14 protein-coding genes and 1 pseudogene are annotated in these 13,277 nt (G+C 66.2%); 8 read left to right on the top strand and 7 right to left on the bottom strand.

The window, feature by feature from the left end; translation table 11 throughout:
* Nucleotides 1-212, top strand: a 212-nt coding sequence (locus tag ACJ73U_RS06860) for a DDE-type integrase/transposase/recombinase (RefSeq protein WP_407776680.1), incomplete at its 5' end; no start/stop codon positions are given.
* A gap of 39 nt (nucleotides 213-251) precedes the next feature.
* The gene (locus ACJ73U_RS06855; RefSeq protein ID WP_407776679.1) at nucleotides 252-458 is read left to right on the top strand and encodes an integrase core domain-containing protein; all 207 of its coding nucleotides are present in this window, start codon (nucleotides 252-254) and stop codon (nucleotides 456-458) included.
* Nucleotides 459-590: 132 nt separating this feature from the next.
* Here ACJ73U_RS06855 and ACJ73U_RS06850 read toward each other — a convergent pair whose 3' ends face one another.
* The 3 genes from ACJ73U_RS06850 to ACJ73U_RS06840 form a co-directional block, all read right to left on the bottom strand.
* Nucleotides 591-962, bottom strand: a complete 372-nt coding sequence (locus ACJ73U_RS06850; protein ID WP_407776678.1) for a hypothetical protein — start codon at nucleotides 960-962, stop codon at nucleotides 591-593.
* Nucleotides 963-2,090: 1,128 nt separating this feature from the next.
* Nucleotides 2,091-3,296 (bottom strand): Hsp70 family protein, encoded by a 1,206-nt coding sequence (locus ACJ73U_RS06845; protein WP_407776677.1) that lies wholly within the window; start codon nucleotides 3,294-3,296, stop codon nucleotides 2,091-2,093.
* Between the two features lie 174 nt (nucleotides 3,297-3,470).
* On the bottom strand, nucleotides 3,471-3,962 hold the full coding sequence (locus tag ACJ73U_RS06840; RefSeq protein ID WP_407776676.1) for a monooxygenase family protein: 492 nt from the start codon (nucleotides 3,960-3,962) through the stop codon (nucleotides 3,471-3,473).
* A gap of 436 nt (nucleotides 3,963-4,398) precedes the next feature.
* On the opposite strand from ACJ73U_RS06840, the gene ACJ73U_RS06835 reads away from it, so the two are divergent.
* Nucleotides 4,399-8,148 (top strand): glycosyl hydrolase family 95 catalytic domain-containing protein, encoded by a 3,750-nt coding sequence (locus ACJ73U_RS06835; RefSeq protein ID WP_407776681.1) that lies wholly within the window; start codon nucleotides 4,399-4,401, stop codon nucleotides 8,146-8,148.
* Nucleotides 8,149-8,343: 195 nt separating this feature from the next.
* Nucleotides 8,344-8,840: pseudogene (locus tag ACJ73U_RS06830) on the top strand (transposase family protein).
* 412 nt (nucleotides 8,841-9,252) lie between these two features.
* Here ACJ73U_RS06830 and ACJ73U_RS06825 read toward each other — a convergent pair.
* From ACJ73U_RS06825 to ACJ73U_RS06815, 3 genes are read right to left on the bottom strand one after another with little or no spacing between them, the layout of a single operon-like run.
* Nucleotides 9,253-9,579 (bottom strand): DUF1048 domain-containing protein, encoded by a 327-nt coding sequence (locus ACJ73U_RS06825; protein WP_407776675.1) that lies wholly within the window; start codon nucleotides 9,577-9,579, stop codon nucleotides 9,253-9,255.
* Nucleotide 9,580: 1 nt separating this feature from the next.
* Nucleotides 9,581-9,937, bottom strand: a complete 357-nt coding sequence (locus ACJ73U_RS06820) for a DUF1048 domain-containing protein (protein ID WP_407776674.1) — start codon at nucleotides 9,935-9,937, stop codon at nucleotides 9,581-9,583.
* A complete protein-coding gene (locus ACJ73U_RS06815) occupies nucleotides 9,934-10,260 on the bottom strand; it encodes a PadR family transcriptional regulator (RefSeq protein ID WP_407776673.1) in 327 nt (108 codons plus the stop codon). The genes ACJ73U_RS06820 and ACJ73U_RS06815 overlap by 4 nt, the downstream gene beginning before the upstream one ends.
* Nucleotides 10,261-10,998: 738 nt before the next feature.
* On the opposite strand from ACJ73U_RS06815, the gene ACJ73U_RS06810 reads away from it, so the two are divergent.
* A complete protein-coding gene (locus tag ACJ73U_RS06810) occupies nucleotides 10,999-11,643 on the top strand; it encodes a M56 family metallopeptidase (protein ID WP_407776672.1) in 645 nt (214 codons plus the stop codon).
* Between the two features lie 8 nt (nucleotides 11,644-11,651).
* Here the strand turns inward: ACJ73U_RS06810 and ACJ73U_RS06805 are convergent, their stop codons facing one another.
* On the bottom strand, nucleotides 11,652-11,813 hold the full coding sequence (locus ACJ73U_RS06805) for a hypothetical protein (RefSeq protein WP_407776671.1): 162 nt from the start codon (nucleotides 11,811-11,813) through the stop codon (nucleotides 11,652-11,654).
* A 43-nt stretch (nucleotides 11,814-11,856) separates the two neighbouring features.
* Here ACJ73U_RS06805 and ACJ73U_RS06800 point away from each other — a divergent pair, with 43 nt between their 5' ends.
* The 3 genes from ACJ73U_RS06800 to ACJ73U_RS06790 all read left to right on the top strand — a co-directional run.
* On the top strand, nucleotides 11,857-12,234 hold the full coding sequence (locus tag ACJ73U_RS06800) for a GTPase (protein WP_407776670.1): 378 nt from the start codon (nucleotides 11,857-11,859) through the stop codon (nucleotides 12,232-12,234).
* A 538-nt stretch (nucleotides 12,235-12,772) separates the two neighbouring features.
* Nucleotides 12,773-13,036: a hypothetical protein gene (locus tag ACJ73U_RS06795; RefSeq protein ID WP_407776669.1), complete on the top strand. Its 264-nt coding sequence runs from the start codon at nucleotides 12,773-12,775 to the stop codon at nucleotides 13,034-13,036.
* A partial coding sequence (locus tag ACJ73U_RS06790) for a hypothetical protein (RefSeq protein WP_407776668.1) occupies nucleotides 13,003-13,277 on the top strand: 275 nt, incomplete at its 3' end. The genes ACJ73U_RS06795 and ACJ73U_RS06790, both read left to right, overlap by 34 nt.

Raw genomic sequence — 13,277 nt, 5'->3', positions numbered from 1 at the left:
AGTTCTACCTGTCGACGGCGATTGACCTGTTCTCCCGCCGGCTGCTCGGCTACGCCACCAGCGCCCACCCGGACGCTGAACTCGCTGGTGAGACCATCAAGATGGCCGTCGCCGCCCGCGGCGGGAAGGAATGCGTCGCTGGGGTGATCTTCCACTCCGACCGTGGATCGACCTGGTACCTATACCGCACACGATTTCACCGTGCTCTGTGACAAGCTCGGCATTCGGCAGTCGATGGGCCGGACCGGGTCGTGTTTCGACAACGCCGCAGCCGAATCATTCATCTCAACGTTGGAACACGAAGTGCTCTCCCGGCATCATTTCAAACCCGGAAAGAAGCGCAACAGACTATTGCGAAATGGGTTGTCGACTTCTATAATCGACGACGTCGTCACAGTTCCTGTGGCATGCAATCCCCGATCGACTACGAGACCGCTGCGGCCAACCGAGCCGCATAGAGGAGTCCTCCACGGTTCGGGGGGAAGCTCACCTCGCGGTATGACGGTGCGATTCTGCTGATGCTCAGTGCGTCCCTATGCATTTGGTTCCGTCGGTTGCGGGCTCGGAGCGGACGTGGTGTGCGCTGGGACTCACGCGTCATGGTCGGTTGGGTCGAGGGTGTCGCGGATGAATGGATGGCCTCGCGCAGGACGGTCTCGACCTGGTAGGGAGTCCAGGTCGGGGTCAAGGACGTGGATCCAGTCTCCGAGTTCGAAGGATTCCAGGACATGCCACGGGCTGCGGTGGCTCGGCCGGTCGTCCTGCTGGGTCAGCATCGCGACGGTGTAGGCGATGGCGGCGGGCCAGAACCGATCCAGGATGGCATCGGAGACACGTAGCCCGTCACGGTTATTGGTCGCGTCGATGTCGTGGTCGACGTCGTCGCCGTATTCACCGTCAGATAGTCGGTGATCTGCTGGTCCGTGCGGGCGCGGAATGCGTGCACAGGTCGGGGTGCGCACGGTCGATGGCGGTCGTGATGTGTGCCAGTGACGCCCCGGCGCCGAGTTCGGCTAGTGCGGCGGGCCGGCGTGACGGGGACGGCAACCAGATCCACACCATCGACGGGGTCCGACCAGTACTCCAGCGGCTCGTACACGTCCCGGCTGGCCGCCACACCGTATGCAGGAGCTCTGGCAAGGTGGGACCGCCCAGGCAGCACAGCAGCACCTGGGCGCCGGCCCATCCAGCCGGTATCGCCAGGCCCTGGGTCGTGGCCTGGTCGATCTGATAGGCCAGGTAGGCCGGATCAGGTCCGAGCAGGTCGCCGTCGAATACGCAGCACGGACAGATTTGAACGGGACTGGGCGTGGGTTCGAACAGGCCTGCCTCGGGGTAGCCGTCACCGCAAATGCCGCAGTCGGCGCGGGACGAGGTATCGGCGACGTCCCGACGACGGGCCGCGCCGGCCACCTGGTCAATCTCAGCGACGATCTCACCAACCGGCCAGTGCCCGGGAATCTCGTGAGCGTCGAGACCGATGACCCGATCCAACTCCGGGGACAGCTCGGGGACCAGCGGCGTCACACCGTGACCTGCAGCGGAGCGGTCAGGTCGAACACCGCGGGGTCGTCGGGATGCTCATCACTCGTTTGTCCCCGCGTCGGCTCCCCGACACGGGACACGTCCGCGGTGGCTGGGCCGCCGTAGGAGCGCAGAGCCGTGGCTGTGGGTTGTGCTCGATCTGGACAGGCCACCCCGCCGCTTCCAGGACCGTGACCAGCTGGTCTCGCAACCGCGCGGCCAGCACGGGCGACCCGGTAGGCGAGGTGGTCAAGATGGTGGCGGCGTCCGCGTAGGACCTGCCGGTGGTAGCGGCGAGAGCACGAACAGCCTTCTTCCGCCGATGGTCACGAGTCATGCCGGATCTCCTCGCACGGCACGGCCACCCACGCTCCGCGCCTGCTCGTCACGGTCACGACACACCACTACCAGCGCGATCATCTGTCCTTGACCGAGATACATTCGGGTGACGGCGTGGGCGTCAATGTTCAACATGAACGTCCGACTCGGTTCGGACCAGCGCCACGGCCCGCGCCAGAGTCTAGCCCACCCCAGCGGGTGGCACCCGCCATCCGCCGGACGGAGCGTCAGGTCACCACAACCACGTAAAGATGCAGGCAAGTGGGGGTGCGGCGCGAACAGTACGAACCAGTGCCTACGTTGCCTGATCGTGACGTTGACTCGGTCTTCCGGTGAGTCCACGACGTGAGTGGCGGTCGAGGAACGCCCACCATTTCGAATCCGTCCGTCCGCCTGGGTCCTGAACGTCGATTCGTGAGACTGGATCTCTGCCGTCGAAATCTGCGTCGCTCATCGATGATGCGAGTCGTCTCCTCGCCGACAAGTCCTCGGAGTGCGGCGAGGGTGATCCGTCGGGCATCGATCGTTTCTGTCCAGCCGTTTGATACGTCCTCGGAGGGCAGATACGACGATATGCCCATCTCCTGCCGCAACAGGCGCAGCACTCCTTGTTCGACACGATACGCGTCCACATAATGGGCAAACGAGAATGTTCCGAACGTTGCCCAACCTTGTTGGTTGTGGCGATCCAGCCGAACCGCGTTCCTGCCCATGATTCCTATCTTGTGAGCCCGGTGTCCGCGATGGGTGATCAGATACAGGATGGCCGGGCCACGGAGAGCAAAGCCGGCCCTGCCGCAGTGCAGGCAACCGGCGTTGCCGTTACGCACTCCGGCCAAGCGAACCTCGACCACGTTGCCGCACTTGAGGCAACGACAGCGCCATCGAGTCAGCGCGGTGGCGTATGGCTCCAAGGGCTTCAAGTCCGCGGCGAGCATGTCGGCAACCGCGACGTCTGGGTCGACTGGCGCCTTACCTCCGCAATCAATGCATCCGCCCCCGCCGAGGTCGACGACCAGGTACCTCAGTTCGTCGCCGTTCTCGGACAGCGGGAGCATTCCCGCGCTGTTCGGTTCGCCGACGATCCGCAGGACCTCGAGCCCGGCCAGCTCGAACGCCTGCCGCAGCGCGGCTCTCTGGTGGCGGCTGAAGTTCGCGGGACAGGCGACCACGGCCCGGCGGACCGTGACGCCGGTGGCCGCGGTGGCGTCGTCACGCAGGCTGCGGATGACCAGCGAGGCGACCAGCTCCGGGGTCAGCGACTGGTTCCCGACACTGAGCAGCCTGCCGGTGCCGAGTTGGCGCTTGACGTTGTTGAACGACACCACCGACGGCACCAGCACCTGCCCGTCCGCGCGCCGCACGTTCTCGACGGTGCCGTCCGGCCTGGTGACGCCGATCGCCGAGTACGTGGTGCCGAAGTCGATCGTCACCACCGCCTACCAGCTACCCGTATCATCGGAGTTTCCGGCGGTCGGGGATGCACGTAGCCCCTGTCGAACCCGACGATCTCCGTCCCCTCCCGCGATCGCGGAGGTGTCGCGAAGTCCGTGCACCGCGGCGAGGGTGGCGGGGATGGTTTCCGTGATGGTCATCGACTCTCCACGTCATGGGACTCGTGGAGGTCCGTCTCGCTCAGGACCGGCCTGCTGTCGTAGGAGCGTCCCAGGCGGGCCGCCGAACCGAACATGGGTCCTCGAGCGCGCCGGACCCCGGCGAAGCGGCTTGGGCACATCGTCGTAGACGGCCTCCATACCGCCCTTGACCGAGTACGTCTCGTGCCAGAAACCGTTGCCGTCGGAGTCGGCCAGGAAGTCCAACCACCACTGCCGATGCGGCTGCGACCGGGCAAAGTCGAGCAGCGACGGCAGATCCTGCCAGTACTGGCGCATCCCCATGTTCATCGGGAAGAACGAGTAGTACACGGGCTCGTGCAGCAACAGGCCGTCCGGCTCGTCCGCGACCGACGCACTGATCTTCCGACCGAAGCTGAAGAAGGTGCGGATTCCGTACAGGTTCACCCGCATCCCGAGGTACAGAACGATGAGGTCCGGATAGGCGGACAGGTCAACGGTGTGCCGATTCACTCGAGTTGGCATCCAACGCGCCTAATGGCATGCACTATGAAGGTAAGGGTCAGCACGCGTGAAGAGCCCTACGGCTCGAGCACTTCCCCAATGGCCCCAACGTACGAATGCGCACTTGACGAGTACTGAACAGCAACCCGAAAGTAGTGAACGAAGACTTACCTGTCGGCCGAGTGCACACGGGCAACGTCTCCGGGGATCGCGAACTCCGGCCGCCGTGACACCCGGCTGACTTGGGTCGGCGACCAAGCCCCACAGGCCGACGTCAAGAGATCTGATGTCCGAGGATTCAGTTGGTTACACAGTATCGAGTATGCCCAGCTCAGATGCCATCGTCTTTACACCGGGCACACAAACAAGCTATACACATCGGAGGTTTACCCGGGCGAAGCGGGAGACATCGATGTCGATCAGACCGTGGCGCACGAGAGGTGCGCTCTTGCTCATCGTGGCGATGGCAGCGAGTGGTGTCGCGTGGTCGGGATCGATCCCGACCGCTTCCGCGGCCCCTCCGGCGGAAGCCGGCGACCTGCGGATGTGGTACGACGAGCCTGCGCCTGACGACAACGGCGGGTGGATCGACCGCTCCATCCCCATGGGGAACGGCGCCCTCGGCGTGAATCTCTTCGGCGGCGTGTCCCGGGAACGTCTCCAGCTCACCGAGAACAGCCTCCAGGACTACGACGGCGACAACGTCGGCGGTCTGAACAACTTCGCCGAGGTCTACCTCGACTTCCCGCACACGTCGCCGAGCGCGTACAGCCGTGACCTCGTGCTCGACGACGGGATCGCCCATGTGTCGTACACCAACGGCGGGGTGGACTACGAACGCGAGGTGTTCGCCAGTCACGACGCCGGCGTCGTCGCGGTCAAGCTCAGCGCGTCCAAACCGGGTAAACTGAGCTTCACCCTGCGGCCGGAGGTGCCCTACCTGCGCGAGGACCACGCGGGCAACAGCAACCGCGGCAAGACCGGCACCGTCACGGCCGATGGCGACACGATCACCATGGCGGGCGCGATGGAGTACTACGACGTCCGCTACGAAGGGCAGTTCCGGGTCATCCCGACCGGTGGCACGATGACGGCGTCCAACCCGTCCGGCAAGGGCCAGATCGTCGTCGCGGACGCCGACAGCGCGGTCGTGCTGATCGCCGGCGGAACCAACTACCGCATGGTTCCGCAGGTGTTCAGCGAACCGGACCGGCTCAAGAAGCTCGACGGCCTGCCGTTGCCCCACGACAAGGTCAGCGCCGCGATCACCAATGCCACCGAGAAGGGTTACAGCGGGCTCCGGGCGGAACACCTGAAGTACTATCACCGCCTCTACGGCCGGGTCCGGCTGGACCTCGGCGGCACCGAACCCACGGTCCCGACCGACGAGGTCATCGACGCGGCTCGTGCGGGCAAGGTCGACCCCTACCTGGAGGAGCTGGCCTTCCAGTTCGGCCGCTACCTCCTCATCAGCGGCTCCCGGGAAGGCTCGCTGCCGCTTAACCTGCAGGGACTGTGGAACGTGTACGAGGACCCGCCCTGGCGGTCGGGCTACTGGCACAACGTCAACCTGCAGATGAACTACTGGCCGGCGTTCCAGACCAACCTGCCGGAGACGTTCCGGCCCTACGTCGAGTACAACGCCGCTTACCTTCCCGTGCAGCAGAGCTACGCGACCGACGTCATCAAGCAGTACCAGCCGTCGCACCTCGACCCGGGCGGCGACAACGGTTGGGCGATGGGCAACTCGAACTGGCCCTACAAGAAGGCCACGCGCCCAGGCCACTCCGGCTTCGGCACCGGCCCGTGGACCGCTCAGCTGTTCTGGGACTACTACGACTACACCCGCGACAAGGAACTGCTGCGCGACGTCGTCTACCCGGTTCTGGAAGGACAGTCCAACTTCCTTTCCCGGTTCGTGAGCGACATCGACGGCAAGCTGCTCGCGAAACCGTCGCAGTCTCCGGAGAACAGCGGACCGGAGACCGCGGGCACCACGTTCGACCAGCAGCAGATCTACGAGAACCACCGCAACACCCTGGCCGCCGCCAAGCTCCTCGGCATCTCGACGAGCATGAACCCGCGGCTCGCGATCTACCGCGACCAGATGGCCAAGCTCGACCCGATCGTCATCGGCGACTCCGGTCAGATCAAGGAATACCGGGAGGAGACCACCTACGGGTCGATCGGCGACCCCAAGCACCGCCACATCTCACAGCTGCTCGGCCTCTACCCCGGTCAGCTCGTGAACTCCTCGACCAGGGCATGGCTCGACGCCGCGAAGGTGTCGCTCGACGGCCGGGGTCCTGTCGGCGGCACCGGGTGGTCCCAAGCCCAGCGGATCGGGGCCTGGGCCCGCGCCCAGGACGGGACCAAGGCCTACTCCTTCTTCACGTACTGGCTGACCCACCACGCGATGCACAACCTCTGGAACAACCATCGCGACTCACTGACGAACCAGCTGTTCCAGGTCGACGGGAACTTCGGTGTCACCGCCGGTGTCAGCGAGATGCTGCTGCAGAGCCACGACGGCGCCGTCGCACCACTGGCGGCGATCCCCGCCCAATGGCGCGCAGGCTCCTATGCGGGTCTGCTGGCTCGCGGCGGCTTCGAGGTGTCGGCGACCTGGGCGGACTCCCGGGCCACCCGCCTCGACGTCACGTCCCGGGCGGGCGGCAAGCTCGACCTGCGCTACCCGGGGCTGAACGGCGCCGTGGTGAAGGACTCCCGAGGGCGGACCGTCCACTACACCGGCCGGTCAGCCGACGAGATCAGCCTGCAGACGAAGAAGGGACAGACCTACACGGTCACCTCGATCCCCAGCGTGGCCACCGTGGCCGCCCCGTCCGGTCTGAAGGTCGACGCGGACAGTGGCGACCAGGTCAAGCTCACCTGGACGCCGTCCACCTCGGACTCGAGTCGGTACAACGTCTACCGGGCCATCGGCAGCGATCCCACGTACCGGCTGCTCAGGTCCGGTCTGAAGGAGACCGCCTTCATCGACGACACCGCGGGCCTGTCCACAGCAGCGCAGGTCACCTATCGCGTGGCAGCGGTGGCGCCGGGCGGAAGGGTCATGGAGGACACGGCGCCCACGGTCGTCCGCCACCAACCGTCCTCGGCCGCGCGAGTCCTGCACGTCAACGGCGACATGGTCGCCTACACCGGCGGTGACGGGACTCGGGAGGACACGCCGGCTGCTGGGGGCCGATATCGCGTCGGATTCGACTGGCAGGACGGCAACCTCACCGAGATCCGGTTGACAGCGGCTCGAAAGGACAGCGCGGTCCTGCGCAACGAGGTGTTCACCAGGCCAGTGCGCGTCTACGACGCCAACGGACGAAACGTCACCGCCCAGAGGTCGAAGGACACCCTGAGGTTCCCCGTGCGCGCAGGCGGGTCCTATCGGATCGTCCCGCAGGTCGTCGTCACGGCGAGTGCCCCGGCAGTGCCCGTCCTGCCCGGCGTGTCGGCGCCCGTCACCGTCACCGTTCAAGCCCGCGACGTCACCGACATCCCCGGGACCGAACTGACCGTCACGGCGCCGGAAGGGTGGGAAATATCGCCTGCCACCCAACAAGTCGCGCCTGTTGTCGCCCAGTCGAAGGCCGACGTGACCTTCGACGCCAAGGCGCCCGCCGCCGCGAAGAACGGAACGTACGACATAACCGCTTCGGTTACGGCCACGGGATGGACCGTGAGCGTTCCTGTCACGATCGCCGTGGAGATGCCGAACTACGCCGCCTCGGGCGAGGCGACACAGTCGAGCACCCTCAGCGACGCCGGAGCGGATCGCGCGATCGACGGGGACACCAACGGCGCGTACTCCGCAGGCTCGGTCAGTCACACCGCCCAGTCCCCGGAAAGCGCCATGAACCAGCCGTGGTGGCAGGTCGACCTGGGAGCGGTGAAGGAAATCGGCGCGGTCAACGTGTGGAACCGGACGGACAACTGCTGCGTGCAACGTCTGAACGACTTCTACGTCCTGGTCGCGGAAGAGCCGTTCGGAAACGACGACCTCGCAACGCTCCTCCAGCGCGGTGACGTCACCGCGCAGCGGTTCACCGCACCCGGCACGGTTCCCCGACTCACCACGGCGACGTTCACCGGCGATGCCCGCTACGTCCGGGTGCAACTGGCCTCCACCGGTGTTCCCCTGCACCTCGCCGAAGTGGAGGTGTACCCACCGACGCCATCGGCTCCCTGAGATCTCGCGAGTTCGTTCGCGGTCCGGCGTATCCGTCGAAGAAGAGTGAGCGTTTTTCATCCTGATCTGGATGTGTTGGTAGACAGGGGATGTGGATCACGCGCTGGTGAACATCGGTGTGTTGGCGTGACAACGAGATGAAGCCTCCGGTAGGAGGGCTGTCGACCAAGATCAGTCCTGTACCGGAGGCTTCGGATGCTGTTCTACCGTGCCGCGCTGCCGTTGTCACGTCAGACCCTGAGCTTCGTGTCCGACCTCATCCGCGCCCACCGCCGGTGGATGGGTTCGGTGTGGCGCTGCCCCAGCTTCAACCGTCCTGCTGCGACAGGACAGCGGTGATGGTCTTTCACCTCCACTCGAACAACAAGCGCCTCACGGCGCACACTCGGGGAAGCACAAGCATCGTGGGGTGAATCTGCAGGTGATCGCGTCTCCGGAGGGGACGATCCTGTGGGTGTCGGGCGAGTTGCCGGGCAGCACGCACGACACCGCCGCGGCACGGATCTGGAACATCCTCGCCGCGCTCGAGGAAGTTGGCCTGATCGCGTTGGGCGACAAGGGCTACCACGGCTACGACGACACCGGCCAATGGGTGATCACCCTCTACAAAGGCAAGAACAAACCCGAATCGCATTGACCGACTCGCCAAAGCCATCCACGTCCTACAGAACTACGAAGTCGCCGCAGGATGAAAAGGCTCAGTGGCGACGCCACACGACCATCACCTGGGTCGAACGCAACTTCGGCTACGGCATCGCCCGCGCTTACGCCGGGCACAATCACCGCACCGGCGACGCGACAAACACCTACATCAATGCGGCATCCAGGAAGTCGCTACTGCGCTGTCCGACCTGACGGGAGAACCACATCCCCTTGCAGGGAAGCCTTCGGCGCTCGTCACAGGCCCGCGTGGCGTTTGATCTCCCCGTACGAGACGCGGTTCAGAGAATGGCCCACCCTTCTTGTCACCCTGAAATGGCCAAGCGCGGATCTGCCGACGCGCTGACAGCTGCTCAGCTCACCAGAGGTTTTGGGCTTGCGCCCACTGGCGTAACAACGACCTGTCGATCCAAGGCGCCCACCCGTGCCGTGGCTCGACGGGTGTTACTTCTCGGCCGCGCCGGGTTTCCCGCTGATGGACTCCTGATAGATGTCCGCGTAGGTGCGTGAGTCCTTGATCAGGTCGTCGCAGAAGGCGGCGACGTCGTTGCCGATGAGTTCCAGGACTCCCTTGCCGGCCGCGACACCCTCTTCGAAGAAATCGGCAATCCCGGAGAGCAGATGTCCGTCGGCCAGGTCGACCGGTCCGACCTTGAAGAAGTACCTCTGCATTTCCTTGTAGACGATCTGGTAGTCCGGTGGGAGTGCCTTGACCCGCGCCATGTGCGCCCGCCACTGCTTCTTGCCCTCGATGATGTCCTGGATGCCCACGTCAGCCTCCCAGCCGGCCCAGTTTCCTCGCCACGTTCCTGTTCAACTGCTCACGCCACCGGTCGCGATAGCTCCGAGCCCCTTCTCCACCGGCCAGCGCCGCGCAGAAGCCCGCGATGTCCTCGTCCAGCACCTCGTGAATGCTCTGCCCGTCCGCCGCTGTCTCTTCGAGTAGCCCCAGGGCGCCGTCGAGGATCGGCATCAGGTTGCGCCCCGTGAGGCTCCCGTAGGGGAACAGGTGCGCCTTGATCTGTTCCCACGCCGCCCGAAAGTCGGCCGGCAACACCTCGGCCCGGGCCTCGAACGCCTTGTACTCCCTGGTGAGATCGCTACCCGTGATGGTCTCCCAGAAGTTCATCTCCCGCCCTCCCTGAGCTTGTCTATTCGCGATGAGAGGTACTCCCATTTCGCCCAGAACCTCCCGAGCTCTTCGCGTCCCGCGGCGTTGAGCGCATAGAACTTGCGCGGCGGCCCCATCCCGGACGGTCGTTTCGTCACCTGGACGAGCCCGTTCCTCTCCAGGCGCAGCAAGATCGTGTAGACCGTCCCCTCGACGACGTCGGCGAAGCCGAGCTCGTTCAGCCGACGCGTGATGGCGTACCCGTAGGTCTCCTCGCCGCCGACGATCTCGAGCACGCAGCCCTCGAGCGTGCCCTTCAGCATCTCCGTCAGATCATCCATTCCGGGTCCTCTTCGGTCCTCCTGGTACTGCGTAGCACCGAGTACCACTATACGGTATCACAGAGTAGTGGACACGCTCAGCGAGCACTGGCTGCCAGCATCCTCGGTGTGACCATTCGCCATCATGATGTCCGTGGATGAGAGCGAATAGGACGAGAAGGCGTGGGCTCAGGAGGCCGCTGAGCTGGAGGAACAGTCGAAGCAGCAGGCCGCCACGGAGGAGGCGTGGTGGAAGGGGCGGTGGTCGCGACAGCAGGAAGAGATCCTGCGCCAGCAGAACCTGATGCACGGCGGCCTGATCACCATCGGGATCGTCATGGTGCAGCCGTTCCTGATGGCGCCGCCGGGATATTTCGACCTGTCCCCCAGGATCTGCGTGATCGCCTCTCGGTGGCGATTCCGATCCTCGCCGCTCTCGTGGTCGTGAACAGCCAGGAGACGTACCGGCGGCGCCTGACTTCATCCGTGTTCGTGCGGGTCGCGCTGGCGGTGGCCTTCGCGCCGGATTCACCGGCGTGGTCGCCAGTTTCTGGCACATCACGCCCATCGCCGGGATCGGACTCCTGGTCGCCTCGATGGTGGGCATAGGTGTCCAGTCGGCTGGCTACGTACGGGCGGGACGAGATGACGCGCGAACCACACGGAAAGGAGACGACCAGGAGGCCCCGCATTCATGACCCTGGCCCCACGCACACACCGCCGACTGGATCGTCTGAAGCGGTGGTCCTGGGTACACGGATGCTGAACGAGATCTCCGGCGACGTCGTTGAGGAACTTGGCGACGTCCACAGCCGCGACGGCGGGATCGTGATCCTGCCCGGTGCCGAACCGGTGGCGTTCGCCGCACCCGGCCGAGGCGGACGCATCGCCATCTCCAGCGGCATGCTGGCCGCGCTGACCCCACCCGAACGGTGCGCGCTACTCGCTCACGAACGCGCGCATCTGGCCGCGCGCCACCACATGTTCCTGATCGCGCTGACCGTGTCCGCGACACTCAACCCGCTGCTGCGCCCACTCACCTCGGCCGCCTGCTTCGCCCTCGAACGCTGGGCCGACGAAACCGCCGCCCACCGCCTCGGTGACCGCACAGTCGTCGCGCACGCGGTCGCCAAAGCCGCGCTCGCCGGTCGCCCACACCCGGGGTTCACCCTCGCCGCGACCGGCGGCCCAGTCCCCCGCCGCGTATCCGCCCTGCTCGGCGAACCCACCGGCACCAAGGCCGGTCACGGCATGGTGACCCTGCTGAGCACGGTCGTCCTCGGCATCACCGCCCTCTCCGCACAAACCGCCCTCGACAGCGCCACCGACCTACACGACGGCATCGAACTCGCCCAAGCCGCGAACCCATTCCACCACCACGACACTTTCTGGCACGAACACTGACGACCGACTCAGTCGTGGCCCAGGCCATGGTGACCGAAACCGTCGTCAGCGACACCGTGGAACGCCACGACCAGCATCGACACGAAGACCAAGGCCAGCACGACGGCAAGCACGACCCGGCGCCGCGGGCGGGGTTCGCCGGCCCGCCCCAACAGGACCGCAGCCTCCACAGCCAGCTGCCGCCACACGACCACCCCGACCGCCCGCCACCCCGTGGCCGACCCTCGACGAGGGCACCTGCACCTCACCGACACCGTCGGCTTCGTCCGCCACCTCCCCCACCAACTCGTCGACGCCTTCCAGTCCACCCTGGAAGAGGTCCGCCAGGGCGACCTCGCCCTCCACGTCGTCGACGCCGCCGCCCCCGGCGCACTCGACCAGATCACCACCGTCCACCGCGTCCTGCACGAGATCGGCGCCGCACAGGTACCGGAACTACTCGTCCTCAACAAGATCGACATCGCCGCACCGGCCTGGATCGCCGCACTCCAGCGCGCCCACCCACACGTCCTCCCGATCTCCGCCCTGTCCGGGGAAGGAACAGCCGAACTCCGCGCGGCACTCGCCAAACAACTGCGCGAACACGAGTAGACGACCGCACAAGGCAGAGATGCCGGTGCGTCCACTGCTGTGTCGTCCGCGCGCCCTCGACAGTGGTCGGCGTGCCCTGCCACCCCTGGGGCTTCAGTTGCTCCTCGGCCGGCGAGGGACGGCGATGCAGCAGCCCGTCCTCGCACTCGGCGTACTGACCGGTGTCGGTCAACGGCGGCGAGTACGCATGCACCGTCACCGTCGGCCCTGGCCACGCGCCCACGGCCGTCACGTCCACGCGCGGCGGGCGGCAGTCCTCGACGATGCAACGTCCCTTCGTCGGGACGGCCGGAATGCCGCACGTGGGGGAACCAAACCGGGGCGTCCTCTCGTCATGCCACGTACGCGGGTCGGCGGTCCTGGAGCGGGTGTCGGCTGATTGCGATCACGCGCACGGCGGGCATGGTTTTTTCTCCGGCCGACGCGCATCGCGTGCGCACAGCCGGGTATACGGCCGGGGCGTCAGGCAGTCGGCGCTGTGCAGGCTCATCGACAGGGCCGCGCCGATCGACGCGCCCTTTCTCCCAAGGACACCGCCATGGCTCACACATCCCGTTTCGATCGCGGCGCGATCGTCACCCACCTCAACCCGAACGCCGTGGAGCCAACGGTGTTCCTCCGCAGTGTGGTCACCGTGGCACACGTCGTCGACCCGGACACCGGCCGCGTCTGGGTTGCCGTGCTGCGGCCCGACCGCACGCTGTTCGTGCTGGACGCCGCGAACATCATCGACGCCGTGCCATCCGACGACCACTCGAACGAGCCAGGGTGCGGTCCGTCCACACCCGACTCGTCGCGATGATCGGCCGGCCGGGGTCGGTCCGTCGACACGGTGGGCCGCCGCCGTCGGGCGGCCTCACCCGGCGGGAATGGCGGCGTGGCGGCGGTTCCGTGGCCGGGACCGGGGCGGTTGACGACGTCACCCGCCGGTGGGACTTCCGGCCGGACGTGGAGGGCCTGCGTGCTGTCGCCGTGCTGGCCGTTGTCCTGTACCACGCCCGAGTGCCGGGCGTGCCGGGCGGGTTCGTCGGCGTCGACGTGTT

It is taken from the genome of Actinophytocola sp. (assembly GCF_045807065.1).
GTDB lineage: Bacteria > Actinomycetota > Actinomycetes > Mycobacteriales > Pseudonocardiaceae > Actinophytocola.
The sequence above is the reverse complement of the archived record's forward strand: the minus strand, read 5'-3'. Positions and strand labels throughout refer to the sequence as shown.